The sequence below is a fragment of the Mesorhizobium sp. B2-4-19 genome, assembly GCF_006441315.1.
In the GTDB taxonomy this organism is placed as follows: Bacteria; Pseudomonadota; Alphaproteobacteria; order Rhizobiales; family Rhizobiaceae; genus Mesorhizobium.
Map to the genome: position 1 here is coordinate 33,148 of NZ_VFUV01000024.1, position 23,570 is coordinate 56,717.

Annotated in this window: 21 protein-coding genes; 8 read left to right on the forward strand and 13 right to left on the reverse strand. The window is 63.1% G+C overall.

Annotated elements, in window-relative coordinates; translation table 11 throughout:
- Window positions 1–6 precede the first annotated feature (6 nt).
- Both FJ546_RS28495 and FJ546_RS28500 read right to left on the reverse strand, forming a co-directional pair.
- Complete coding sequence (locus FJ546_RS28495) at window positions 7–1,740, reverse strand: type I secretion system permease/ATPase (protein WP_246687006.1); 1,734 nt, start codon at window positions 1,738–1,740, stop codon at window positions 7–9.
- 369 nt (window positions 1,741–2,109) lie between these two features.
- A complete protein-coding gene (locus tag FJ546_RS28500) occupies window positions 2,110–4,893 on the reverse strand; it encodes a hypothetical protein (protein WP_140892409.1) in 2,784 nt (927 codons plus the stop codon).
- 668 nt (window positions 4,894–5,561) lie between these two features.
- Here FJ546_RS28500 and FJ546_RS28505 point away from each other — a divergent pair.
- The gene (locus tag FJ546_RS28505) at window positions 5,562–6,221 is read left to right on the forward strand and encodes a response regulator transcription factor (RefSeq protein ID WP_181168126.1); all 660 of its coding nucleotides are present in this window, start codon (window positions 5,562–5,564) and stop codon (window positions 6,219–6,221) included.
- A 503-nt stretch (window positions 6,222–6,724) separates the two neighbouring features.
- Here the strand turns inward: FJ546_RS28505 and FJ546_RS28510 are convergent.
- Window positions 6,725–6,970: a hypothetical protein gene (locus tag FJ546_RS28510; RefSeq protein WP_140892412.1), complete on the reverse strand. Its 246-nt coding sequence runs from the start codon at window positions 6,968–6,970 to the stop codon at window positions 6,725–6,727.
- 23 nt (window positions 6,971–6,993) lie between these two features.
- Between FJ546_RS28510 and FJ546_RS28515 the strand changes: the two genes are divergently transcribed.
- From FJ546_RS28515 to FJ546_RS28530, 4 genes are read left to right on the forward strand one after another with little or no spacing between them, the layout of a single operon-like run.
- Window positions 6,994–8,166, forward strand: a complete 1,173-nt coding sequence (locus FJ546_RS28515) for an acyltransferase (protein WP_140892413.1) — start codon at window positions 6,994–6,996, stop codon at window positions 8,164–8,166.
- A complete protein-coding gene (locus tag FJ546_RS28520) occupies window positions 8,163–9,269 on the forward strand; it encodes a glycosyltransferase (RefSeq protein ID WP_140892415.1) in 1,107 nt (368 codons plus the stop codon). The genes FJ546_RS28515 and FJ546_RS28520 overlap by 4 nt, the downstream gene beginning before the upstream one ends.
- 4 nt (window positions 9,270–9,273) lie before the next feature.
- Window positions 9,274–10,311, forward strand: coding sequence for a glycosyltransferase (locus FJ546_RS28525; RefSeq protein WP_140892416.1), 1,038 nt, complete (start codon window positions 9,274–9,276; stop codon window positions 10,309–10,311).
- Window positions 10,311–12,095 (forward strand): ABC transporter ATP-binding protein, encoded by a 1,785-nt coding sequence (locus FJ546_RS28530; RefSeq protein WP_140892418.1) that lies wholly within the window; start codon window positions 10,311–10,313, stop codon window positions 12,093–12,095. Before FJ546_RS28525 ends, FJ546_RS28530 begins: the two co-directional genes overlap by 1 nt.
- Window positions 12,096–12,779: 684 nt before the next feature.
- On the opposite strand, the gene minE is transcribed toward FJ546_RS28530, so the two are convergent.
- The 3 genes from minE to minC all read right to left on the reverse strand — a co-directional run bounded on the left by minE (window position 12,780) and on the right by minC (window position 14,789).
- Window positions 12,780–13,052 carry a cell division topological specificity factor MinE gene (gene minE, locus FJ546_RS28535; protein ID WP_027047075.1) on the reverse strand — a complete coding sequence of 91 codons (273 nt, stop codon included), beginning with the start codon at window positions 13,050–13,052 and terminating at the stop codon, window positions 12,780–12,782.
- Window positions 13,049–13,864, reverse strand: a complete 816-nt coding sequence (gene minD, locus FJ546_RS28540) for a septum site-determining protein MinD (protein ID WP_140892419.1) — start codon at window positions 13,862–13,864, stop codon at window positions 13,049–13,051. Before minD ends, minE begins: the two co-directional genes overlap by 4 nt.
- Window positions 13,865–13,970: 106 nt before the next feature.
- On the reverse strand, window positions 13,971–14,789 hold the full coding sequence (gene minC, locus FJ546_RS28545; protein ID WP_140892421.1) for a septum site-determining protein MinC: 819 nt from the start codon (window positions 14,787–14,789) through the stop codon (window positions 13,971–13,973).
- Window positions 14,790–15,077: 288 nt separating this feature from the next.
- Between minC and FJ546_RS28550 the strand changes: the two genes are divergently transcribed.
- From FJ546_RS28550 to FJ546_RS28560, 3 genes are read left to right on the forward strand one after another with little or no spacing between them, the layout of a single operon-like run.
- Window positions 15,078–18,551, forward strand: coding sequence for an ATP-binding protein (locus FJ546_RS28550; RefSeq protein WP_181168127.1), 3,474 nt, complete (start codon window positions 15,078–15,080; stop codon window positions 18,549–18,551).
- 49 nt (window positions 18,552–18,600) lie between these two features.
- On the forward strand, window positions 18,601–18,870 hold the full coding sequence (locus FJ546_RS28555) for a hypothetical protein (protein WP_140892424.1): 270 nt from the start codon (window positions 18,601–18,603) through the stop codon (window positions 18,868–18,870).
- 29 nt (window positions 18,871–18,899) lie between these two features.
- The gene (locus tag FJ546_RS28560) at window positions 18,900–19,169 is read left to right on the forward strand and encodes a hypothetical protein (RefSeq protein ID WP_140892425.1); all 270 of its coding nucleotides are present in this window, start codon (window positions 18,900–18,902) and stop codon (window positions 19,167–19,169) included.
- On the opposite strand, the gene FJ546_RS28565 is transcribed toward FJ546_RS28560, so the two are convergent.
- The 7 genes from FJ546_RS28565 to FJ546_RS28595 form a co-directional block, all read right to left on the reverse strand.
- Window positions 19,156–19,305 carry a hypothetical protein gene (locus FJ546_RS28565; protein ID WP_010910556.1) on the reverse strand — a complete coding sequence of 50 codons (150 nt, stop codon included), beginning with the start codon at window positions 19,303–19,305 and terminating at the stop codon, window positions 19,156–19,158. The two genes, FJ546_RS28560 and FJ546_RS28565, sit on opposite strands and share 14 nt — an antisense overlap.
- Window positions 19,306–19,319: 14 nt before the next feature.
- Entirely contained in the window at window positions 19,320–19,637 is a 318-nt protein-coding gene (locus FJ546_RS28570) for a DUF2934 domain-containing protein (protein WP_140892427.1), read from the reverse strand.
- A 111-nt stretch (window positions 19,638–19,748) separates the two neighbouring features.
- Window positions 19,749–20,360: a BA14K family protein gene (locus tag FJ546_RS28575; protein ID WP_246687004.1), complete on the reverse strand. Its 612-nt coding sequence runs from the start codon at window positions 20,358–20,360 to the stop codon at window positions 19,749–19,751.
- A gap of 120 nt (window positions 20,361–20,480) precedes the next feature.
- On the reverse strand, window positions 20,481–21,002 hold the full coding sequence (locus tag FJ546_RS28580; protein WP_140892430.1) for a DoxX family protein: 522 nt from the start codon (window positions 21,000–21,002) through the stop codon (window positions 20,481–20,483).
- Window positions 21,003–21,253: 251 nt separating this feature from the next.
- Window positions 21,254–21,733 (reverse strand): tetratricopeptide repeat protein, encoded by a 480-nt coding sequence (locus FJ546_RS28585; RefSeq protein ID WP_020628939.1) that lies wholly within the window; start codon window positions 21,731–21,733, stop codon window positions 21,254–21,256.
- Window positions 21,734–21,891: 158 nt separating this feature from the next.
- On the reverse strand, window positions 21,892–22,863 hold the full coding sequence (locus FJ546_RS28590; RefSeq protein WP_140892431.1) for an MBL fold metallo-hydrolase: 972 nt from the start codon (window positions 22,861–22,863) through the stop codon (window positions 21,892–21,894).
- 111 nt (window positions 22,864–22,974) lie between these two features.
- Window positions 22,975–23,211 carry a DUF680 domain-containing protein gene (locus FJ546_RS28595; RefSeq protein ID WP_140892433.1) on the reverse strand — a complete coding sequence of 79 codons (237 nt, stop codon included), beginning with the start codon at window positions 23,209–23,211 and terminating at the stop codon, window positions 22,975–22,977.
- Window positions 23,212–23,570 lie beyond the last annotated feature (359 nt).

A 23,570-nucleotide genomic window follows, 5' to 3' on the forward strand; every position in this document is an offset into this window, starting at 1 on the left:
CGCTTCTCACTCGCCTGCCGCCACCACGCCGGGCGATGGCGCCGGCTCTTCGGTGGCGAGCCTGAGGTGCGGTACGGTGGCCACAGCCGGTTGCGGCCGCGGAAACAGCTTGGCCAGAACCTCGTCCTTGAGGCCGAACGCCTGGACGCGGCCCTGGTTCATGGCGAGGATGAAATCGACCGTGCCGAGCGCGCTTGGCCGGTGGGCCACGAGCACGACGATGCCGCCACGCTGCCGCACCGAAACGATCGCCTGGAACAGCGCCTGCTCGCCTTCGGCGTCGAGGTTGGAATTGGGCTCGTCGAGCACCACCAGGAACGGATCGCGATAGAGCGCGCGGGCCAGCGCGATGCGCTGGCGCTGGCCGGCCGAGACGGCCTCGCCGAGTTCGCCGATCTGCGTCTCATACCCGTCGCGGAAACCGACGATGAGATCATGCGCGCCGGCTGCCCTGGCGGCGGCAATCACCAGTGCGGGATCGGCGTCGGGCTCGAAACGCGCTATGTTCTCGGCGATCGAGCCGGCAAACAGTTCGACGTCCTGCGGCAGATAACCGATGAACTTGCCGCGGTCCTCCGGCGACCACTGGTCGAGGTCGGCGCCGTCGAGCCTGATCCTGCCGGCGGCGGACGGCCAGGCGCCGACGAGCGCCCTGACCAGCGTCGACTTGCCCGAACCGCTCTGGCCGATAATGCCGACGGCATGTCCCGCTTCCAGCGCAAAGCTGGCGTCCTGCACCAGCAGCCGCGGCGTGCCGGGCGCGGCGACGCTGACGTTTTGCATGAAGACGTGTCGGCTCGGCGCCGGCATGGCCATCGGCTCGGCATCGGCCGGCAATGCGGCGAGAATCCTGTTCAGCCGTTGCCAGCCCTGCCGCGCCGTCACGAAACCTTTCCAGTTGGCGATGACCTGATCGACGGGCGCCAACGCCCTGCCGCTCAGGATGGAGGCGGTGATGATGATGCCCGCGGTCGCCTGCTGGTCGATCACCAGCCAGGCGCCGAGGCCGAGCATGGCCGACTGCAAGAGCATGCGCAGCACCTTGGACACGGCACCGAAGCCTCCGGCGATGTCGCTGACGCTGCGCTGCTCGGCGAGGTAGTCGCGGTTGGCCTCTTCCCATCGTTTCGCCATCCGGCCGCCCATGCCGAGGGCTGCGATGACTTCCGCGTTGCGGTTGCCGGTCGTGGTCAGGCCGTTGCGGACGATGCCGGTCTGGGTGCCCGATGTGACCGGCTTGCGCGTCAGCCGCTCGGCAAAGATGGTCAACAGCACCAGCACGATCGCGCCGATCAGGGCCGTCACGCCAAGAAGCACGTGGAACATGAAGATGATGGCCAGATAGAGTGGCAGCCACGGCAGATCGAACAGGGCGGTCGGCCCGGAGCCCGATAGGAAGGTCCGCACGCTGTCGAGATCGCGCACCGGCTGCATGGTGTCACCGTTGCGCCCGACCTTGAGCGGCAGCTTGAGGACGCTGGAATAGACACGAGCGCCCAGCGCCTCGTCGAGGGCGCCGCCGATGCGCACCAGGATGCGACCGCGGATGAGATCGAGCACGCCTTGCCCGGCATAGAGGACGGCCACAAGCAGGCTGAGGCCGATCAGTGTCGGCACGCTGCGGCTCGGCAGCACGCGATCATAGACCTCGAGCATATAGATCGAACTGGACAGCATCAGCACATTGAGAACACCGCTGAACAGCGCGATGGCGATGAAGGCCGAGCGGCAGGATTTGATCGCCGCCGCGAGTTCCGACCCCTGCCGCCGGGCTTTGGGTGGTCGCTGCCGGACACCGGGACTGGCGGGGTCTCGCGTCGCCGCCGCGACGCGGGGGGCATCCGGACCGGACTCTGCACTATCGCGACCGCGTGCCCGAAATAGCGCAAAAGCGCCAAATCCCGCCAGAGCCAGGCCGGCCGATACAAGGCCGGGCGACCGCGCCAGCACGCCGCCCAGTCCCAAAAAAACGGCGCAGGCGATCAAAACCAGACCCAAGGACCTGGTCCTTGCCTGCGCCAAGCTGAAGATGGTGGATCCCCTTCCCATGCCGTGTCATGCGGGCGGCGCCGCGGCTAAGGCACCCGGCCGGAAGGCCGGGGGCCTGCCTCAGGCGACGCCTGTCAGCCCCCCCACATCATGCAGCGTGAGCCAGAATTGATCGAGCGTATTGGGATGCTCGTCGACGACGTTGGTCCCATCGAACCAGGCTACATGGCCCCCCGGCCCGGATGTCACCAATTGCCCCTGGTTGAACCACATCAGCGCGTTTTTCAGGCCCTCGCCGTCGGCTTCCTTGCCGCCATTCCAGTCTGTGATGCCGGAGCTTGGATCGGTGACGTCGACATATTTGGTCCAGGCATCCGAGCTGGTCTTGACGGCACTGCCCGCCAGCGCCGTACCGGCGAGGTTGGTGTCGATTTTGCCGTCATGGTTTGTGTCGAGATTGACCAGACCGGCCCATGCCCCCTCGCCCTTCAGCCACATCACCGCCTCGCTGATCAGGTCGTTGGGCTGGGTGACGTGGTTGTCGATGTTGAGCTGGGTGGCGATCGCCTGCTGCAGCATGATGATGCGGGCGTCGCCACCAGTCGAGCTCGATTCGATGGCCTTTGCCAGGGAGTTCGAGATCAGCAGGGTGTGTTCGCCGACGTCGACAGTGCCGTTGCCATTGCTGTCGCCGAGCAGCAGGTTGCCGTCGTGGCGCGGGTTGATGTCCAGGCCCCAAATGACGCCGCTGCCAAAGGCGCTCTTGGTAGGATTGCTCTCGTGGCCGGCGACACCGTCCCAGGCATCGCTGTGGCTGCCCCAGAAACCTTGCGTCAGCGCTTTGTTCGAGAAGCCCTCGTAATTGCTGCTGTCGGTGGCGAGCGGTGTGCGCGGATGTCCGGCGGTGTCTACAAAGGCATCGGTGGTGGCCGTTGCAGTGTTCACGTAATCGCCAAGCTGCGCGATGCCGGTGGCCTTGTAATGCCAGGTCTCGCCAATGTCGAATACGCCGTCGACGTTGGTATCGCCAATGTTATGGCTGAGATCGCCCCCGAGGATCGCGGTGATCGTGACGCCCTTGTCGTCGGTGACGGCTGGATTGGCGAGCGCGACGTTGCCGTCATTCGTTACATCGTAGGTCCAGGTAACCGGCTGGCCCTGGAAGATGTTGAGGTCGTGGTCGACGCCGTTGGTCTTCTTGTCGAGCGTGATATGCGGATTGGCGCCGCTATAGCCGGAATCGTCGGTGGCGGTGTCGGTGCGGGTGTGGAGGGCATCGTCGGTGAAGGAGCCGGAGGCGGTGCCGGTGTTGCTGTAAGGGCCGGTTATGGAGGTGCCGCTTGCCGAGAACTTCCAGATCTCGCCGACGTCGAGCTTGTTGTTGTCGTTGATGTCGCCGATGTTGGTGACATGGCCGTTGCCGGTCACCGCGACCGGCGTCACGCTGCCGTCGCTGTCGCTGACCGTGACATCGGACAGGGCGACGTTGCCGCCATTGGTTACCGTGTATTCCCACGAGATCGGTTCGCCGGTCAGGATCGTCAGGGCGTCGCCCTTGGCCGCACCGTCGACCGTCACCTTGTCGATGACGATCTGCGGGTTGGCGCCGGTATAGCCGGAATCGTCGGTGGCGGTGTCGGTCCGGGTATGGAGGGCATCGTCGGTGAAGGAGCCGGAGGCGGTGCCGGTGTTGCTGTAAGCGCCGGTTACGGAGGTGCCGCTTGCCGAGAACTTCCAGACTTCGCCGACGTCGAGCTTGTTGTTGTCGTTGATGTCGCCGATGTTGGTGACATGGCCGTTGCCGGTCACCGCGACCGGCGTCACGCCGCCGTCGCTGTCGCTGACCGTGACATCGGACAAGGCGACGTTGCCGCCATTGGTTACCGTGTATTCCCACGAGATCGGTTCGCCGGTCAGGATCGTCAGGGCGTCGCCCTTGGCCGCACCGTCGACCGTCACCTTGTCGATGACGATCTGCGGGTTGGCGCCGAAATAGCTGGAGCCGTCGTCGTCGGAGACGGAAACCGCACCTGCCAAAGCGGAAACGTGACCGATATTGGCATAGCCGCCGGTAATGGCCGTACCGCTGCCGGTGAAGCTCCAGGTCTCGGTGGTGTCGAGCAGATTGTTGTGATTGACGTCGCCGACGTTGAAACCGCCGCTGAGAACCGGCGCCACGACCACACCCTGGTTGTCGGTGACGGCGACGTTCGACAAGGCGACATTGCCGGTGTTGCTTACGGTGTACTGCCAACTGATCGCATCGCCGGTGAGCACCGTCAGGCCGTCGCCCGCTGCCGCTCCGTCGATCGTGATCTTGTCGATGCCGATCCCGGGCGTGCTGGTGCCGGTGCCGGGTGTCGTAAGGGTGCGCCATTCCTCGAAGCCGCCATTGGAACCGGAGAAGCTCGAAAACAGCGTCACATAGGATCCGGCGGAAACACCGGCCGCCGTGAAGTCGCTGACCGGGACGAGCACCCGATAGTCGTCCGTTCCCGAACCATGGTTGGAATCGACCAGCAACTGATCGGGACCCAGATGGAAGATGCCGGTGAAACCTGTCGTAAAGCCTGCAGTGTAGTTGGCAAGGGTCGCTCCGGCATTGGAGATGTAGATGTCCAGGCCGGTCAGCGTGATGTCGCCGTTTGCCGCATTGTTGCTTTCGTTTAGGTCCAGCCGAAACTCGATATATTGGATGCCGTCGACCGTGATCGACTGCATGTTGCCGTATTGCAGATCGTGCGTGAAGGATGCCTTGTTGTCGAGGACGTTGCCGTTCTGGTCGGTGTTGAAGCCTTGCTCGATATTCGTTGCCTGCAGCCGCAGGAAGGAACCGTAGTTGCCGGTTCCCGAACCTTCGGTCGTTGCCTCGAGAAGGACACCCGAGCCCAGATCTATCGCCATTGTTGTTTCCTCCACAGTATCGTCCGGTCAGCGCTCATGTCGCGACCGTCTATCCAGGTTGACTGCAAGCTCCGAGCGCCCGGCTCCCGCGGAACGCGGCGTACCGATGAGCGATCGTTTTGATGAAAAGAGGCGGGGCGAATTTGGACAAAAGTTCTGGAGCGGCGGCGGAGTCTGAACTCGCCTCGCCAGCCGTCGCTGGACGACGGAACACAGGTGCCGTCTTGCTGCTTGCCACGCCCACGCCCCATAGCCCAGGCTCTCCCGATCAACGCCGACCGCCAGAACCTTAATATTCCCCTAACCATATTTCGCAGGTTGCAATGGGCACGTCCATATAACCGTGGTTATAGGCGCTAATGAAAATTCAACATCGTTAAATAGCATCGTCATTTCAGTAAAAACCACGACGTTATCCGAACTGTATGAAACTCTTTCCGCATTTTACTATCAAAGACGAGGCCAGTTGATCAAGGTTCATGATCTTATCAAATCACGGACTGGCAATGACGCCCCGTAACTGCCCTGTTTTCAATCCGACACCACGCACCTTGGTGCCGGAAGCGCATCGACATTAATTAGTAGTTGCTAATTCTTGTCGGAGGCGCGATGCTGATGCCAGGGTGGGTTATCGCATAGGGTGTGCGAGCCGGATGGGGTTGAAGCGTATGGTCACCACTGTGTTCATTGTCGACGACCATCCGCTGCTCCTGCACGGCCTGGAAAACCTGATTGCCCGCGACCCCGGCTATAGGGTTGTCGGCTCGGCGCTGGACGGCAGGAGCGCTGTGACCAGGATCAGGCAGGACTTGCCCGACATCGCGGTGATCGATCTGAACATGCCGGGGTTCAGCGGGCTCGACGTTGCCGTCGAACTCGGCAAGGAAACGCCGGCCACGCGCTGTGTGATGCTGACGGCTGGCGCGTCACAAGGCCAGCTTTACGATGTGGTGATGGCCGGCGTCGCCGGGATCGTGCTGAAGGAGTCCGGCGTCGGCACGCTGCTGAGATGCATTGACCAGGTCGCCTCCGGCGGTCACTGGCTGCCTGCCGAAATTGTCGGCGAAGCCCTTGAGATTGAGGCGTCCCGCCGGATCAAATGGCAGAAGCTGTCGTCACGGCTGACCAGACGGGAAATGGAGATTGCCCGGCTCGCTGCCACGGACAAGCCATACGAGTGGATAGCACTCGATATCGGCATCTCGAAAGGCACGCTGAAAATCCATATGAACAACATCTATCGCAAGCTGGAGGTCGCCTCGCGTGCCCAGCTTTTGCAACTGGCCGCCGGCCAGACCGGACTGAATGCCCGCATCGGAAGCGAATGAGGCCGCCATCGCAAATGCCGGCAGCCTCCATGGCAGGCGCAAACCGGTCACTGCCCGTCACCTTGGCCAGCCTTGGCCCGGTCTTGACGCAGACGGTGGTGTTTGCGGCGGTGTGAGGCGCCGGCGAGCCGCGGTCTCTTTGCCGTGTGAAAGGCCTTCCAACACCCTGCGGCTTGGCCGAATGCCTGCCCTTTGGGGAAGCAAGCCCGCGTGGTCGCCCGACGAAAGAAGGCGACTATGCTGCACCGCAAAAGCCAATGATTTCAGTAAATTCACTAGAGAATTCCGAATATACCCAAATAGGTAAAATGTAGATTCTAGAAACATCGAGGGCTTTTTAACGAAATTTCGGATGCTACCCTCTTGATAGAAATGCTTTCAATCAACCAAAGCGAGCAGGCCAATACAACTCGAACCATAGGGTTGAAATGCTGTGGAAAATCGCCAAAATCCGAAAACCCGGCGGCTTTCTGCCAGTTTTTGACCTTGCTCACATGAGTATTTCAGTTCGCTAAATTTTTTGTGTTGCGCTGCACAATGCGGTGAACGAACCATCCGGCGGGGGACTCGTTTGCGACTGGACATACGCCGTGAAGGATTCCGCCGGGTTCACCGACTTGAGCCATCCGTCCGTCGATTGCGAGATCGATGCAGGCAGGCTCGCACAGCGCGGGTTTGATGGTGTCCCGCCGAATTTCGTATGCATTGGTCTGCCGCTCGAAATCGCACGCCAGCCTGATCGCGGACATCAGGCCGCCCCTGGGAGCCGCTGATGGCAAACGCCCGCGACATCCAGCTGGATGCACTCAGGGCCATCGCCGTGACGATGGTGATGTACTCGCATTTCTACGCGGCGGGAGGATCTTCGTTCTGGGGCCATATCGGCGTGCGGCTGTTCTTCGTTCTGAGCGGCTTCCTTATCACCCGCCTGCTCCTGGAAGCGCGTTCGGCCGCCGCGTTTGAATCCGGCCCGGCGCTGCGGTCCTTCTATATCAGGCGGGCGCTGCGGATATTCCCTCCCTATTTTGCCGTGCTGGGTTTCGTCTGGCTGTTTGACCTGGAGCAGTCCAGGGGATCGCTGGTCTGGCATGCGCTTTACCTGTCGAATTTCTGGTATGCGCTGCGCAACGACTGGAACCCCTGGGTGCTGTGTCATTTCTGGAGCCTGAGCATCGAGGAGCAGTTCTATATGGCCTGGCCGCTGGTCGTCTTGCTGGCCCCATACCGGCGCTTCGAACAGATCTGCATCGGCGTCATCGCACTGTCGCTGGCCTATCGCTTCTACTGGCCGGTCACCGCCACCCCGGCGCTGGCGCGCGACCTGCTGCCGCCGGCATCCATGGACGCGCTGGCGTCGGGCGCGCTGCTTGCCTGCTGGCGGTCGAGGGGCGCCGGCCTGCCGCAATGGATGCGGCTGGGCTGGCCTGCCTTCGCGGCCGCGTTCCTGATGATCGAGTGGTTTGTCCCGGCGCCTGCCGATCCGACGCTGGAGTGGGCCCGCTGGCTGCTGCTGCAAATCCTGCCCCTGGTGCCGCTGATGGCCGTCGTCGCCGCCTGTTCGCGCGGCCTTGGCGGCATCCCTGGCAGGTTTGCGGAACTGCCGCCGCTGCTCGCCCTCGGCCGCGTCAGCTACGGCGTCTATCTCTATCACCCGATATTGCTGTCGCTCGCCATCAAGTCGCAGCCCTGGATTCCGCTCAATGTCTCGGAGCAAGGGCCGGGGCGGTTCCTGGTTGCAAGCACCGCCACGGTTGTCGTGGCCTCGATTTCCTGGCTGGTTTTCGAAAGGCCGCTCAACAGCCTCAAGCGCCACTTCCCCTATGTCCGGCGAGCCCAGGCCGGTCATGCCGGCTGGTTTGCGAGGCCGGCGCCAGCCTATCCCGGCGGATCGCCCGATGGCCCCACGCCATCCCTCGACCTCCCGCGAACGGATGCAAGACGATGACCGCCGCGCCGCTCGTCTCCGTCCTGCTGCCGGTCTACAATGCCGGACCTTACCTCGCCGCGGCACTTGGAAGCATCCTGCGGCAGGACTACGGCCGCCTGGAGGTCATCGCGATCGACGACGGCTCGAGCGACAATTCGCTCGAGATTCTCGAGCGATACCGGCAGGCCGACAGCCGCGTCTCGATCATCTCGCGCGAGAACCGCGGCCTCGTCGCGACCCTGAACGAAGGACTGGCGGTCGCGCGCGGCGAACTGGTCGCGCGGATGGACGCCGACGACGTCGCCTATCCCTGGCGCCTGTCGCGCCAGGTGGCGCTGTTCGAACAGCGGCCCGAGCTCGGCTTCTGCGGCGCCGGCGTCGACATGTTGATCCGCGGCCGCATCGCCAGGGGCAAGCCCGATCCGGTGTTCCGGTTCGGGCGCATGCCCATATTGGCGATGTTCTTCACCATCTTCATGCACCCGACGGTCGTCTACAACAGGAAGGTCATCGAAGACGCCGACCTCAACTACGACCCGACCTACAGGCACGCCGAGGATTTCGATCTCTTCAGGCGGCTGACCGCTCGCTACCCGGCGGCCATGATGCCCGAAAACCTGCTCGTCTACCGCGTCCATCAGGCAAGCGTGACCAGCCGCCACAGCAAGGAGATGCGCAGGACGCATTTGCGCATCGTGGCCGAGAATCTCGAGCGCGAGGGCCTCGCGGAAGCCACGCGGGACCTGCGCGACATCGGCGAAGCGGTCAATTTCGACACGATTACCCGTGCGGCCGACTTCATTCTCGCGTTGGAGGAGCGGATCCGCTCGCTGCCGGACGAGACGCGGCCGAGCTTCGAGGCCGGCGCGCTCAACCTGTTCTATTTTCTCTACCAGCTCGTCGCCGACGAAAAGCAGCCCGCACTGGCGCATGAACTGCTGACGCGGACCGCGAAGTGGAACGCCATCCGCCGGCGCGAAAAATATGCGTTGCGGCCGGGCGCCTGGGCGCCGTGGCTCAGTCGCGCCTCGCTGTCGGCCGGCAAGCAAGCGGACGCCGTGGAATATTTCTTCAAATCCGCGCCCGCCGCGGCGGTTCTGGCATCTCATCGGGTGGGCTAGAGGCATGACCGTCAAAGCCCACCAACCTCTGAGGCGCGATCGTTCGACGGCGCTTGTCGGAGCCCCGGCCGGCCCGCGACCGGAACGATCGGCGCCGGAAGTCACTTTCATCATCTGCACGCGCAACCGCGTCGCGGTGCTCCAGGCCTGCATCAAGTCGGTGCAGGCCGCGTGCCGTGCCCATGCCGGCTTCGCGGCCGAGCTCGTGGTCGTCGACAATGGCTCGAGCGACCGCACGGCGGAACGCCTGGCCGGCATCGCCGCCATGTCGGATATTCCACTGACACCTATTAGCGAGCCGCGCCCCGGACTGGCGGCGGCCCGTAATGCCGGATTGAGGCGCGCCAGGGGGCGCGTGCTGGTCTTCGTCGATGACGATTGCGCGGTGCATCGCGACTATCTGCGCGATCTGGAACGGCATTATTCTTCCGGGGAACAGGGGCTCATCCGAGGAGGCGGTGTCGAGCTTGGGGATCCCAGGGACCTGCCTTTCACGATCAAGCGATCGCGGGTGCGCGAGCGGCTGACGCCCGATATTCATCCCGGCGGCTTCGTGCTGGGCTGCAACATGACGATGCACCGCGACGTCGCGGCCCGCATCGGCTATTTCGACGAGCGCTTCGGCGCGGGCGGGCCCTTGCGGTCGGCGGAGGATACCGATTACCTCGTGCGGGCGGTGCTGCTCGGCATCCCGGTCGAGTATGTGCCCGACATGACGATATTCCACCACCACGGCCGGCGCGATCGCAAAGCCATCGAAAAGCTCCACCGCGACTACAGCCTGGGCAATGGCGGGCTCTGCCTGAAACATGTCCGCCATGCGCCCTGGCTGCTTCGCCATTTCTACTGGGCCGTGAGAGGCGCCTTGCGGGAATTGACGGGAGGGCCCGCCTTCGATCGCGAACTCGATCTGTCGCACTGGCCGATCGTCGGCATGAATGTGCTCGGCGCCGCCAGATACGCGTTGCTCCTGCTGTCAGGACGGCCGCAGGCCGAGCCGGTGCGGCAGGACCAGCAAGCCAATGCCGAGGCACCGCTCTGATGCCATTGCTCCCGCCTGGCCTGCCGATGCTGTTCCGCGCCTTCGGAACGCGGCAACTGCGCCTGGTTCCGGCCGTGGTGGGCCTCGGCCTGGTCAGCGCTGCCCTCGAAGGGTTCGGCATCGGCCTGATCATCCCGCTGCTGGGCATCATCATGGGGCACGCCGACGCGACGGGAATGGCCGGCTTCTCCGCTGTTCTCCAGCAAGTCGGATCGGGCTTCAGCGAGCGCGACCGGCTAGTCGTCATCTCGGCCGCCATCCTCGGCTCCATCATCCTGAAGAACGTCTTCGCCTTCGCCAACACGCTGCTGACGACCTTCATCTCCGGCAAGGCCAGTCACTCGATCCGCAGCGCACTGTCGGAGCAGCTCCTGCGGGTCGGCTATCCCTTCTTCCTGTGGCAGAGCCCCGGACGCCTGCTCAACATCATCTCGAACGAATCCTGGCGGGCGTCCGATGCCATCCAGATCATGCTGTCGGCGATAGTCAGCGCATCGGCCGCCATCATCCTGCTGGCCTTTCTGCTGCTGCTGTCCTGGCGCATGACGCTGCTGGTCACGCTCGGACTGGCGCTCGTCCAGATCGCGCACGCCATCCTCTCGGCCAATCTGAAGGAGCCCAGCCGAAGCGTCGCTTCGCGCAACAGCCACCTCGCCTCGCAGATGCTGCATCTGGTGCATGCCGGACGCCTGATCCGCATCTTCGGCCAGGAGGGCCGGGAGAAGGCGATCTTCGACACCGCGTCCGACGGGGTTCGCCGCGCCTCCTTCGTCCTGCAGGTCCGCCAGGGCGCTTTGCCGCCGCTGACGGAGGTTCTCCACGCCATGCTGTTCCTGGCGGTGGTGATCGGCGCCTGGCTGGCGCAGGTGAGTTTCCCGCTGATCATCGCCTTCGTCATCCTGCTCTACAGGCTGCAGCCGCATATGCGGGCCCTGCAGGGCTCGTGGAGCCAGTTGCAGGGCCTGAGCGGATCGCTGGAAGAGGTGACATGGATGCTGGATCCGGCAGGCAAGCCCAGGCCGCCGCAAGGCGACGGGCCGTTCCACGGTTTGCGCCGGGGCATCGAGTTCGATGATGTGACGTTCACCTATTCCGGCACGGACCAGCGTGAGGTGGTGCTGCATGCGGCGACGTTCGAAATCAACAGTGGCCGCTCGACGGCGCTGATCGGCCGCTCCGGCGCCGGCAAGACGACGATCGTCAACCTTCTGTGCCGCTTCGTGGAACCGGACAGCGGCAGGATCCTCGTCGATGGATCGCCGCTGGACCACATCGACGCCAGCCAGTGGCGGCGCCACATCGCGCTGGCCAGCCAGGAGCTGGAACTGGTCGACGGCACGATCTTCGAGAACATAGCCTACGGCCAGGACGCGGCGACGCTCGCAGACGCCGAGCGCGCCGCGAAGCTGGCCGAGGCGCATGAATTCATCGAACGGCTGCCTCAGGGCTACGAGACACTGGTCGGCTACAGGGGCGTCAATCTGTCGGCGGGACAGAGGCAGCGGATCGCGCTCGCCAGGGCGCTGGTGCGCGACCCCGATCTGCTCATCCTCGACGAAGCCACCAATGCGGTCGACGGGCTGTCGGAGGCGGCCATCGTCGAGACCCTGAAGTCGAGAGCGGGACGGCGCACGACCATCGTCATCAGCCACCATCACAGCACCATCTCGTTCTGCGACGACGTGGTGATCCTGAGCGGTGGCCGGGTGAAGAAGCAGGCCCCTTTCGGCGCCCTGGCGTCGCTCTCGATGGACGAGCTCTACCAGCATGAAACGCAGGACTGACAGGGCCGGGGCCGCGATTCCCGGTGCGGCCCTCGGCCTTCCGAATCAAGTGCCCACGACGTGCCGCTGGCACCCTGCGCGATCGCACCAATGCCATGCGGTGCGCGGACTCGTTACCGTTCCTTCGCGGCGGACCTGTCGATTCGCCCGGGCCGGTGCCCATCGCTTACTCTCCAGATGCGGTGCCGGCCTCCCCCTCGTCCTGGTCATCCGCCGCCCCGCGCAAAACGGCGGTTCGCGGCGGCGGGACGGGATGGGAGGCTGGCAACGTCGGCGGGACAGCACCCCCCCCTCTGCCCTGCCGGGCATCTCCCCCTCAAGGGGGGAGATCAGATGTCGGGCCGGCCTTCGCCAATCACCAACGTCGCAAGGGGTGAGCTGTCACGGAAACTGCCAATCTCCCCCCTTGAGGGGGAGATGTCCGGCAGGACAGAGGGGGGCGCCTGGCGCAAGCGTTGCAGAACCTGGGTTCCTCGCCCCCAATGAAATGGGGGAGAGGTGGCTCGGGCGAAGCCCGAGACGGAGCGGGGGCATGGCTCGGCCTCACATAAATTCAGAGGGATCCCGCCAGCGCCGCGCGGCCCCCTCTCCGACCGCTTCGCGGCCACCTTGCCGGGGCGAGCCACGGGTCTCGCCCGTCCTTCGGACCCCCCGCTTCGCGGGGGCGAGGAAATGGCGTCGGCGCTAGCCCGCGATCGCCATCGGCACGGCGCTCTTGTTGGGGATCTGGATATCGATCTCCAGCGTCGACATGGTCTCGCCGCGGTCCATCGAGACCTGCAGGTAATCCTGGTCGATCTGCACGTGCTTGGCGATCACCGCCATGATCTCCTCGCGCAGGATGGAGACGAGGTCGGGCTGGCTGCGGTTGCGGCGCTCATAGGCGAGCAGCACTTGCAGCCGCTCGCGCGCCACCGGCGCGCTGGAGCGCCGCTTGAAAAGGTCGAACACGTTCATGCCGCCCTCCTTCCCAACAGACGGTCGAGGAAACCTTTGCGCTCGAAGGGGACGACGACCGGCAGATCCTCGCCTTCCAGCCGCCTTGCGGCGTCGATATAGGCCTTGGCCGCCGTATTGAGCGGCTCGGACAGCGTCACCGGCGCCCCGAGATTGGAGGCGCGCAGCACGTCCTGGCTTTCCGGGATGATGCCGAGCAGCGGCACCGACAGGATTTCCAGCACGTCGTCTATGCTGAGCATTTCGCCGCGCGCGGCGCGCCCCGCGTCATAGCGGGTGACCAGCACGTGCTTGGCGATCTGCTCGCCCTGTTCGGCGCGCATCGTGCGGGCGTCGAGCAGGCCGATGATGCGGTCGGAATCGCGCACCGACGACACTTCCGGGTTGGTGACGATGACCGCCTCGTCGGCAAAGCGCATGGCGAGTTGCGCGCCGCGCTCGATGCCGGCCGGGCTGTCGCAGAAGACATAGTCGAACACCGAGCGCAGCTTGTCGATGACGTCGCCGACGCCCTCCTCGGTCAGCGCGTCCTTGTCGCGCGTCTGCGAGGCCGGCAGCAGGAACAGCGTGTCGACCCGCTTGTCGCGGATCAGCGCCTGCGACAGCTTGGCCGTGCCCTGGATGACGTTGACGAGGTCGAACACCACGCGGCGTTCGGCGCCCATGATCAGGTCGAGATTGCGCAGGCCGACGTCGAAATCGACGAGCGCCACCTTCTTGCCGGTCTTGGCCACGGCGGCACCGAGCGCCGCCGTCGAGGTGGTCTTGCCGACACCCCCCTTGCCCGATGTGACCACCACTACCTTGCCCATGAAAAAAGCCTCCGTTGTTATTCGTTTGTTGTCCCGGGCCGGCTTGCCGGCCTTTATTCAGTCGCCCTGCCAGCTTGCCATCTGGCTCAGCCGCCTTGCGGGCCGGTCAGCTCAAAGTCTCGACGCGCAGGCCGTCGCCGTCGAGGAAGGCCTGCACCGGTTTGCCGCGCGAAACCCCTTCCATCTCCTCGGCGGTGATGTACCAGCCGTCGACCGACAGAAGCTCGGCCTCGTTGCGGCGGCAGAAGATGCGCGCGGCGGTGTTGCCGAGCGCGCCCGCCGAAGCGCGCCCGCGCAGCGTGCCGTAGACATGGATCGAGCCGGCGGCGACGATCTCCGAACCGGACGCGACCGAGCCCAGCACGATGACATCGCCATGCGCATGCATGATCGCCTGGCCGGAGCGGATCGGCGTCTTGATCATCAGCGTGCCCGAATCGTAGTGCGAAACCTGCGGCCCGCTTTCCTCAGTCTTGCTTGCGCCAGCCTTGCCCTTGGCAACGCCGCCGGCGTCCGTGCCATGGTCCGGCGCCCTGCCCTCGGCAGCCTTGCCTTCCTTGCCGGAACCCTCTTGCCCACCCTTGCGGGCAGGCAGCAGCCCCTCCATCGTCGCCTCCTTGGCGCCGACCAGCAAGGGCGGCAGGTCGGACCCGAGCGAGGCCCCTTCCAGCTCGATGGCATAGATGCGGATGCCGCGCGTCCCCAGCTCCGCCACGAGTGCCGCGATCTCGCTTGGAGCGGGCTTCAAAGCGTTCAAATCGAGCAGCACCGGCCGCCCGGCAAAATAGCCCGGCGAATTGCCGATCCAGTGATCCAGCCCCTGCAGCCACTCCACCATGGGCGCTTCCGGGGTCAATGTGAAAGCGACGAAAGAACGGGCACGAAAGCGAATGGATTTGGCCTCGAGGGGGGCGGCAAAGGTCACGGCTGGCGAATCCTTACTGAGAGGTAAACGCTAGTGAGGAAATGGTTAACGAATGGTTAACGAGGGGGTGGAGGGAGTTGGAAAGAAGGTTGCTGAGAGTGACGGGCGAGGGCTTGGTCGCCGGTGGCGACGAACATGTCCGGAGATTCGCATTCGACTGTGGGAACCACCAGCGTGGACGGCGCGTCAAAAATCTTGATAAGTCGCAAGAAGAATCACCTGCAAACACTTTGGACGACCAAGGTAGAGTAAAGAGTTATGCCTCCAAGACCGTTGATACAAAAAGGGGTGGCGGAGCTTGAAAAGCTCTTCGATGAAAAACGCGATGATCCGGATTTTTTAAAGCTCCTGATTGCTGAACTATCAGAGAGGACAGTACCTCGTGCGCAGGAACTGAAGCGCCGAGCGATACAAGCGGCGGGTACGAATCCGAGGACGGCCCCCCAACAACGCAACCGCAGCCGAAATCAGGATGCGGCCGCCAGAGCCGAGCCGCCCGCCAGAGTGGCAACGCCTTCGCAGCATTCACCGATCGAACAGCCCTCGCTGCCGGAAAGGGAAGCGATACCGGTAGCATCGCGCTCCGTGCTGGAACGGCCACCCATCACGAACAATGCAGCCGATGTGTTGTCAACATGGACTGCAATGGAGGTCCTTTCACCTCCGTCCTTCCGCAAACCTGAGGACCTAGCGAGCGGCGACCGTTCCCGAATTGCGCCGCTCGATAGGCCTGACCTTCCATGGGAAAACGGCGGTGAGCGCAGCCGGCCCAATCAGAAACTCTATTATCAGATCATTCTGGGTAGCGTCGACATGGAGGCTGCCGTTTCTGCGCTTCTGCAGGTCTATACCGATAGCAGAATTGAGAGACCGGCAGCGCGGGGCGAGGCCGTACTTGCGACAATCATGGTAGATCGGGAGGGCCGCCCCGTTGAAGGCGACTCCGTGTCTATTTCCAGTTTCGGTTGGGGTGTGCCAGTGGCCCTGACCGGACGACTGAGTGCCCTCGGCACATGGTCCCAAGTCGAACGGCGTTTGATCGAGGAGCTTGGTCAAAAGGTTGTAATCGAGGACAATGAGGGCCGATCTAAACCTCTCACGCAAAATGCGATCGAAGCGGCCCATCATTGGCTGGTGGCGAAAATCGGAATCGACTCTCGCTTTACGAAAGCTCCGGCTTTTGCGGTGCGCTCGTACCAATACTTCAGGTTACAAGGTCCACCGGAACCGATCTTACTGAACTCATTCTTTCTCGAAGATCTCGCCCGAGCGCAGGCGTTGGTCACCGATGGCAAAGCTACCGGCAATTTCAAACGTTACATCGGTGCCCAAAAGCCGAAAGCGCGGCGAAATTTGATGGCCGACAATCGCGCGCTTGCAGATGCATTGGAGCCTGCAAAGTTTCCCTTAGGCTCCTGGCCCGGCAGCGGACGACACCCATTGGCGATGCTCCAGCAATGTGCCGTAAATCTCGCACTGCATGATCTGAAAACAGATGGAATTGTCGCCGTCAACGGTCCACCAGGCACCGGCAAAACGACACTTCTGCGAGACGTTGTAGCGGCTATCGTCACGAAGCGCGCAGAGCTTCTTTGTTCCTTTACCGACCCTAAGGACGCGCTGTCGGCCTCCGGCCAGAAACTTAAAAGAGGGAATTCGTTTATTCACCTCTACAAACTGGACGACAGGCTTCGCGGGCACGAAATCATCGTCGCTTCCTCAAACAACAAGGCGGTGGAAAATGTCAGTGCCGAGTTGCCGGGGATGAGTGCTATCGCAGCCGACGCGATGGAACTGCGCTACTTCAAAACGGTCTCAGACGCGCTGCTGGAGGGCGAGACCTGGGGCACCATTGCAGCGGTTCTCGGCAACGCTCGAAATAGAAACGATTTCCGCCAGACCTTCTGGTGGGATGAGGATATCGGCTTTCAGCGCTATTTGCAGCAGGCAAGTGGTAATCCGCAGCTGATCAACGAAAAGACCGAGAACGGGACACAGCAAAGACCGCCTCGTATCGTTGCACAGGAAAGCCCGCCAGCAGATCACGAAGAGGCCTTGCGGCGGTGGGGCAAGGCACGCCAGCAGTTCGCCAAGGCACTCGCAAAGGCAAAGACAGCGACCGTGGATTTGCAGGAGATCCACGATCTTCTGATAGCTCTTGCAAAGGGACAGGCAGCGATTGCCAAGGTTGAAACCGAGATTGCGTCCCTCCAGCCGTTGCTTGAACGCACTGCCGTAGTTGCCCAAGCTGCTGCTTTGCTACAGCAAAAGCACCGGCCGACCGTAGAGACGCTTGAGCGCGATGCCTCAGTTGCCTTACGCTCGCGCCCTGGATTCTTAGGTCGCCTTTTCCGAACTGCTGCGTATCGCGTTTGGCAAGCAGAGCACGGCGCCCTTTTGACAAGGCTGACTGAAGCGAGGAGCAAGCTAGCTGCGTTAAAGAACGCAGCCGATACCAAGAGCGCCGAACATTCCAGGCTGACGGCAGATATGGAAAGGCTGCGAAGGTCGCATTCCAGCCTGATCGCAGCGATTGAGCAAGACAGACTACGCCACGCGTCTCTTGCCAGCCAATATCTTGGAACTCCCACATCGGAGGAATTTTTCGAGCGACGGCATGCAGAAAAGCAAAGGACCGCCCCATGGTTAGACGAGAAAACCGCTCGACTTCGCAATGATGTCTTTGAAGCAGCGATGGCACTACATCGTGCATTCATTGATGCAGCCGCCCAGCCAATCCGGCACAATCTGAATGCGTTAATGGACGGCTTTGGCACTCGCTCGCTTGGCAGTGACGAAAAGGACGCGCTTATCCCACACTTGTGGTCGACTCTCTTTCTTCTCGTGCCTGTTGTTTCGACGACATTCGCATCAGTCTCTCGTATGTTCCCCAAGATCGGACCCGAGGAATTCGGCTGGCTTCTCATCGACGAAGCGGGCCAGGCGCTGCCGCAAGCCGCTGTTGGTGCGTTGATAAGAACAAAGCGTGCAGTCGTTGTCGGCGATCCGATTCAGATCGAACCTGTGGTGGTCCTCCCGGACCAACTGACCGAAGCGATGTGTCAGCAATTCGGGGTTGATCCCTTGATCTATAACCCGCCAGGGGCGTCTGCACAGACGCTGGCAGACAGCGCAACAGAATATTATGGCACCTTCGAAACCAGCTTCGGTACGCGGGAAGTCGGAGTTCCCCTTTTGGTTCATCGGCGCTGCGAAGAGCCGATGTTCGGCATATCGAATGCAATCGCCTACGAGAATCTGATGGTCCAGGCCAAGACCGCAAATACCTCGGCTATCCGGGATGTCCTCGGTCCCTCACGCTGGATCGATGTTGAAGGACGCGGCCAGGAGAAATGGTGCCAGAGGGAAGGCGAAGTATTATTGGAGATGCTCAAACAGCTTCGACAGCAAGAAATAGCGCCTGACTTTTACATTGTGACCCCGTTTGTGGTGGTGCAGGACCGTATGCGTGAAATGCTGCGCTCCAGCGGTTTGCTTGACGGATGGGTCGAGAATCCGTTCACTTGGGTGTACGAACGTGTCGGAACGGTCCACACGGTCCAAGGGCGGGAGGCCGAGGCGATCTTCTTTATCCTTGGAGCACCCAATGCCGAGCAAACCGGCGCACGAGGATGGGCTGGCGGACGACCCAACCTCCTGAACGTCGCCGTCACGCGCGCCAAGGAGGCTGTGTATGTTGTTGGTAACCGAACTCTTTGGCGAAGCGCGGGTGTGTTTCAATCACTTGATAGATTCTTGTAAGAAGGTGGTCCACACTCGCATCCACCGAAGCTAACACGCCCATTCGAGATTGATCCCATCGAGCCGGCTGAAGCTCGGGGGGCAAGTCATGTTGGATCAATGGACTGATTTCTTCGTCATGGTGGGCGGCGGCGCGGCGGGGCTTGCCGGGTTGATCTTCGTCGCGATCAATCCCGAACGCATTGTCCGCAACACGACGCACAAGAACCGGGCAATCAACATGCTGTCGGGCTTCAGCGCGATTTTCATCGCATGCAGCCTGGCGCTCCTGGGAGGTCAATATCTTCCGGCCTCGAATGGCTTTTCCTCTGGGTCATAGCAACATTCATCTTCGTCAGAGGATATGTCGTGGCCATCAAGGCGGGGATGACTTCCATCGGGTTGACCGGGCCGCGGCTGGCGGGCGGCACGATGTGTTACCTGGCCGAAGTTGCAGGCGCGATTTTCCTTATTCTCGGGCGCGGCGTCGGCCTTTACATCGCGGCCCTTGGAACCATCGTTTTGTTCGCCTTCCTGATTTCAGGCGCATGGCTCCTTCATCATCGGCATCTACGAAGAGCCGACCAAGGGATGAGATCGACGCCTGGCGCTGCAGAGGCACCCCTCAATGCCGCTTGAAATACTGCACCTCCTTCTCATGCTTCTCAGCCGCCTCGCGCGTATCGAACGTCCCCAGGTTCCGCCTCTTCCCGGTCTTCTCATCCTTCTTGCGTGAATAGAGCCGGTATTTGCCGTCCTTGAGTTTGCGGATCATCTCGCTCTCCCTGATCAGGATTTGGCGCGCTTCCTGGCCTTCAGGCTGCGCGCTGCCTGTTCCAGCGCAGCGCGGTCGGTGCCGAGGCGATCGAGCAGCGCCTGCGCCTCGTCGCCCGATATGCCGGTGCGCATGGCCAGTTCCTCGACCTCCAGCACGTCGGTGCTGGCGATCTCGCGCGGCAGCGCGTCGTCGGCTGTCAGCGGCAGGGCGGCTTCCCTGTCGATCTCGGCCTCGGCCCGGTGCCAATGATGCTCGGGATCGCCGCCGCCTTCGCGCTCCCAGATCTGGTATGCGCGCTTCTGGATCTTCTCGTGCCGTTCGTCGCCCATTGCCGTTCCTCCTTCGTGTCAGGGAGGAACGCCGCATCGATCCGAATGATCCAAAAAATCTGCGTGATCGCTGGTCCAAGCGGAACTGCCGGATGGGAGGGCGCGCGTCGCCTATTCGCACTGGCGCCTCGGACCACCGGAATAGGGCTGGTAGCTGTTGTCCTCGGGACGATACGAGCGGTAGCGGCTGAAGCAGGATTGGACGTGGTCGTCCGAAAAATCCGCTGTCGCAGCCAGCGGCGCGGCGCCACCCTCGACATAGCTGACTTCGTCGGGCTGCTGCGCGGCCTGGCCGGCGTCGGCACTGGTGTCGAGATAGGGCGAGACGCAGGGGCGCTGCTGTCCGCTGTAGGACATGTAGCTGTTGTCGTCAGGGTTATAGGAGCGGTAGCGGTCCGCGCACCAGCTGAGATGGGCAGCCGGCAGCCTGGCCTGCTCTTCGCCAGCCTCCGGCGCCACCGCGCTGGTAATGGTCGGGTCGGGCGACTGCACTCTGGCGGCGGTGTCGGGCGCGGGAGGCTGCGCGGCGGCCACGCGCTCCAGGCCCGGCGCGGCCTTGTCTACCGGCTGTGCGTCCTTGGTCCACAGCTGCGAGACACTGTCGGCGGGCCTGGCCTGATGCACCGGCTTGGCCAGTATCAGCCAGGCGGCGAAAGCCAGCCCGCTGGCAAAGACCGCAAGGGTGAGAACGAAGCCTGCGACCAGTGCCAGAACCGCTTTCATCACACACTCCTTGAGCCTCCGCTAATAGAATGCGGGGCACCGGGACTGGTTCCAGCGAGCGGGCGTATTGCAGGGCCCTGGAGCGGCATGCCGATACGCAAGGCGGCCGGCCTTGCTGCCTCACACCGGCAGGTGCACATCCACCGAAAACTGGTTCTCCACGGCCAGCAAGGCCCTGACCATTTCCTTGTCGCGCTGGCGCTTTTGCAGGTGGCGGGCCAGCAGCCAGTCCAGCGAGATCCGGCCGGCGCCGACGGCGGCCAGCACGAACATGCCGCCTGATATGGCGAGGTCCTTTTCGAAATGCAGCAGCTCGTTCTGGCTGGCGAAGTTGACGTGGAAAAGCAAGGCCGTGGCCAGGCAGAACAGGCCGAGCCCGATGCCGCCCAGCCGCGTCAGCAGGCCTGAAGCCACCGAGAGCCCTGCCCCCAGTTGCAGCGCGATGGTGGCGACGAACAGCGGCAGCCCGACGCCTTGCGCGGCCATCGCCTTGGCGGCGCCGTCGAAATGGGTGGCCAGCGTCACGCCCTCATGCAGGAAGATGAAGGACATGAGCAGGCGGCCGGCAAGCAGGGTCACGTCCCTGATGTGGTATTTCGTGGCGAGGCCGGTGAGCTTCGCGGCGATCTCGTTCGGTGTCATGGTCAGCCTCCAATTTTTGAGCACAGGCAAGCGCCGCCCGCCGTGGGACGCGCGCAAGCACGGCGCCTGACGGGTCTGATCTTCGAAAAGGCCGGAGCCGGCTCGAGGGAGAGGCGCCGGCTCCGGCAATGGGCGCCAGCCACGAGCGCCCAAACTGTGGTGGTTGGCGTGGGGTGGGTTAGCGCCAGCCCCCCACTCCGTCTCGGCTTGGCCGAGCCACCTCTCGTGGGGGAGAGGAAATGGCGCGCGCTTTACTGCGTCACCTTGGTGTCGATGGCTTTTTGCAGGTCGGAAAGCTCCTCGCAGCCGGCGGGGCAGAGTTTCTGCAGCGAGGCCAGCTGCTCCTTGGCCTTGTTCATGTCGCCGGTCTCGACATAGAGCTCGCCCAGATATTCGCGGGCGGCCTTGTGGTCGGGCTTCAGCTCCAGCGCCTTGTTGTAATAGGTCAGCGCGGTGGTGACGTCGCCGGTCTTGCGCAGCGTGAAGCCGAGCAGATTGTAGACGTCGGCCTGCTGGTTGTCCTGTGCGAGGTCGCGCAGATCGGCCAGCGCGCCCTTGTAGTCCTTGGCGGCGATCTTGGCCTGGACGGCGGTGAGGTCGGGCGCATCGGCGCCCTCGATATCATCCACTGCATAGGCCGGCATGATCGTTGCGACGGGAACGACGGTCAGCACGGCGATGGCGCCGAGCAGGCCGAACAGGGCGTTTCTGCCCAAAAGAAGCTGTTTCATTGTCTTTCTCGCTTGGTTTTGTGCGTTAGCGTTGAGAGACCGTTTCGAAATTGATGGTGGTTTCGAGAACCGGAGCGCAGCGTACGTTTGGGTACGTGAGCACCGGAAGCGCAGAAAACGCCTTCAGATGGCCGCCGGAGTAGAATTTCCAAACGGGCTCAGATTTGCATGGGCGTGAAGCCATAGGCATTGCCGTCCTTGACGAAGACGCCGGTGCCCGGGAACGGGAAGTGCGACCCGGAAATGCGGATGTTGTCCGCGATCACCCGGTCGATGATCTTGTGGCGCGTGGTGATCGCGGTCGGCCCATCCTGGTCGTAGGCGCCCTGCCATTCCGGATGCGGCGCCAGCAGGGCCGGCACATACATGGTGTCGGCCGAGATCATCAGCTGCTCCTTGCCGGAATTGGCGAGGTACACCGAGTGGCCCGGCGTGTGGCCGGGGGCGGCGACGATCTGGATGCCCGGCGCCACTTCCGCGCCGTCCTGAACCAGCTTCCAGTTCTTCCATTTCGGGAAGTTTTCGGCGATGCGCTTGCCCGCCGGCTTGCGGCCCTCGGGCAGCTTGGCCAGCCGGGTCGGGTCGGTCCACCAATTGTATTCGGTGGCGTTGACGATCAGCTCGGCATTGGGGAACACCGGCGTGTTGGTGCCCTTCTCCATCAGGCCCCAGACATGGTCGGGGTGAAAATGCGAGATCATGATGGTGTCGATCGCATTGTAGTCGATGCCGGCAGCGGCCATGTTGGCCGGCAGGTGCGTGGCATTGGCCTGCCACTGGCCGACGCCCGAGCCCGCATCCATCATGATCAGCTTGCCGCCCATCTTCAGCACGACGACGGTGAGCGGGATGGGCATGAAGTCGGTGGTCAGCCCCGCCTTGGCGAGCGCCGCCTTGGTGTCTTCGACCGAGACATCCTTGATGAAGGCCGGGTCGTGCGGCTTCTTCCAGATGCCGTCATAGATGGCGGTGACCTCGATGTCGCCGACCGTGTATTTGTAGAAGCCGACGGTCGGCTCGACCGGGGTCTGCGCGAAAGCGGGACGGGTGAATTCGAGCTTGCCGGCCAGGCCGAAAGCGGCGGCGGCGGCGGCGGATTGAAGCACTGTGCGGCGTGTCATGCTGAACATGGTGGTCTCCTGGGTTGTTGTGGCGGAAGGGCGACGGAGGGCCACGCCACATGGCCCTCCGTCCTGATCGCGGGCTGGGTCAGGACCTCGGGGCTGTCCCGCCCCCTGAACTCAGCGGCCCCAGATGCCCTGGCCGGGTTCGTCCGCATCAGTCTTGGTCGCCGGCCGGCTCGGCCCGGTCGTCACCCTGGTGTCGACACGGGCCGTGTAAGGGATCGAGGCGGTGGCATTGGTGTCGACGGAAGCGACAGGCTGATTGGCAGTGTCGGCGTCGAAATGGTCGCTGCCGGCAAAGGCGGCACTCGAAGCAAGCAACATCGCGGCCACGCTGAGAGCGAGCTTGGTCATGTTCGTAAATCCTTGTTTCGTTCTTCGCGTCGCGGGCCGGATTGGCCCCGCTGAAGGGAAGACCCGGCAAGGCGGTGCTTTATTCCCGGGGTGGTGAGATTTTTCTGAGAGGGGCGGATTCAAGGGTCGCGACCAGGCAGAACCTGGGTGAAAGGCGGCGGCATCACCTCCGGAAAAGACCATCAAGGGCAAGGCAGGAGGAGCGCTCAGACACAATTCAGAAACAAGTTTCAACAATTCGGAAAAACTGGCGAAAAGATCGGATGGCATAACCATCGCGCGGGGGACTGCGGGGACTTCCTTTTCGGAAGCTTCGGTCCGCCATCGACAAGGGTCAAATTGCAGCAGCGGCACGCCGA

Excerpts from the sequence above, each read along its gene's own strand:
- FJ546_RS28525 (WP_140892416.1), top strand. The coding sequence starts at position 9,274 with ATGACCGTCAAAGCCCACCAACCTCTGAGGCGCGATCGTTCGACGGCG.
- FJ546_RS28595 (WP_140892433.1), bottom strand. The coding sequence starts at position 23,211 with ATGACCAAGCTCGCTCTCAGCGTGGCCGCGATGTTGCTTGCTTCGAGT.
- FJ546_RS28570 (WP_140892427.1), bottom strand. The coding sequence starts at position 19,637 with ATGGGCGACGAACGGCACGAGAAGATCCAGAAGCGCGCATACCAGATC.
- FJ546_RS28585 (WP_020628939.1), bottom strand. The coding sequence starts at position 21,733 with ATGAAACAGCTTCTTTTGGGCAGAAACGCCCTGTTCGGCCTGCTCGGC.
- FJ546_RS28500 (WP_140892409.1), bottom strand. The coding sequence starts at position 4,893 with ATGGCGATAGATCTGGGCTCGGGTGTCCTTCTCGAGGCAACGACCGAA.
- FJ546_RS28575 (WP_246687004.1), bottom strand. The coding sequence starts at position 20,360 with ATGAAAGCGGTTCTGGCACTGGTCGCAGGCTTCGTTCTCACCCTTGCG.
- minE (WP_027047075.1), bottom strand. The coding sequence starts at position 13,052 with ATGAACGTGTTCGACCTTTTCAAGCGGCGCTCCAGCGCGCCGGTGGCG.
- FJ546_RS28530 (WP_140892418.1), top strand. The coding sequence starts at position 10,311 with ATGCCATTGCTCCCGCCTGGCCTGCCGATGCTGTTCCGCGCCTTCGGA.
- FJ546_RS28565 (WP_010910556.1), bottom strand. The coding sequence starts at position 19,305 with ATGATCCGCAAACTCAAGGACGGCAAATACCGGCTCTATTCACGCAAG.
- FJ546_RS28515 (WP_140892413.1), top strand. The coding sequence starts at position 6,994 with ATGGCAAACGCCCGCGACATCCAGCTGGATGCACTCAGGGCCATCGCC.
- minD (WP_140892419.1), bottom strand. The coding sequence starts at position 13,864 with ATGGGCAAGGTAGTGGTGGTCACATCGGGCAAGGGGGGTGTCGGCAAG.
- FJ546_RS28580 (WP_140892430.1), bottom strand. The coding sequence starts at position 21,002 with ATGACACCGAACGAGATCGCCGCGAAGCTCACCGGCCTCGCCACGAAA.
- FJ546_RS28590 (WP_140892431.1), bottom strand. The coding sequence starts at position 22,863 with ATGTTCAGCATGACACGCCGCACAGTGCTTCAATCCGCCGCCGCCGCC.
- FJ546_RS28510 (WP_140892412.1), bottom strand. The coding sequence starts at position 6,970 with ATGTCCGCGATCAGGCTGGCGTGCGATTTCGAGCGGCAGACCAATGCA.
- FJ546_RS28520 (WP_140892415.1), top strand. The coding sequence starts at position 8,163 with ATGACCGCCGCGCCGCTCGTCTCCGTCCTGCTGCCGGTCTACAATGCC.
- FJ546_RS28505 (WP_181168126.1), top strand. The coding sequence starts at position 5,562 with ATGGTCACCACTGTGTTCATTGTCGACGACCATCCGCTGCTCCTGCAC.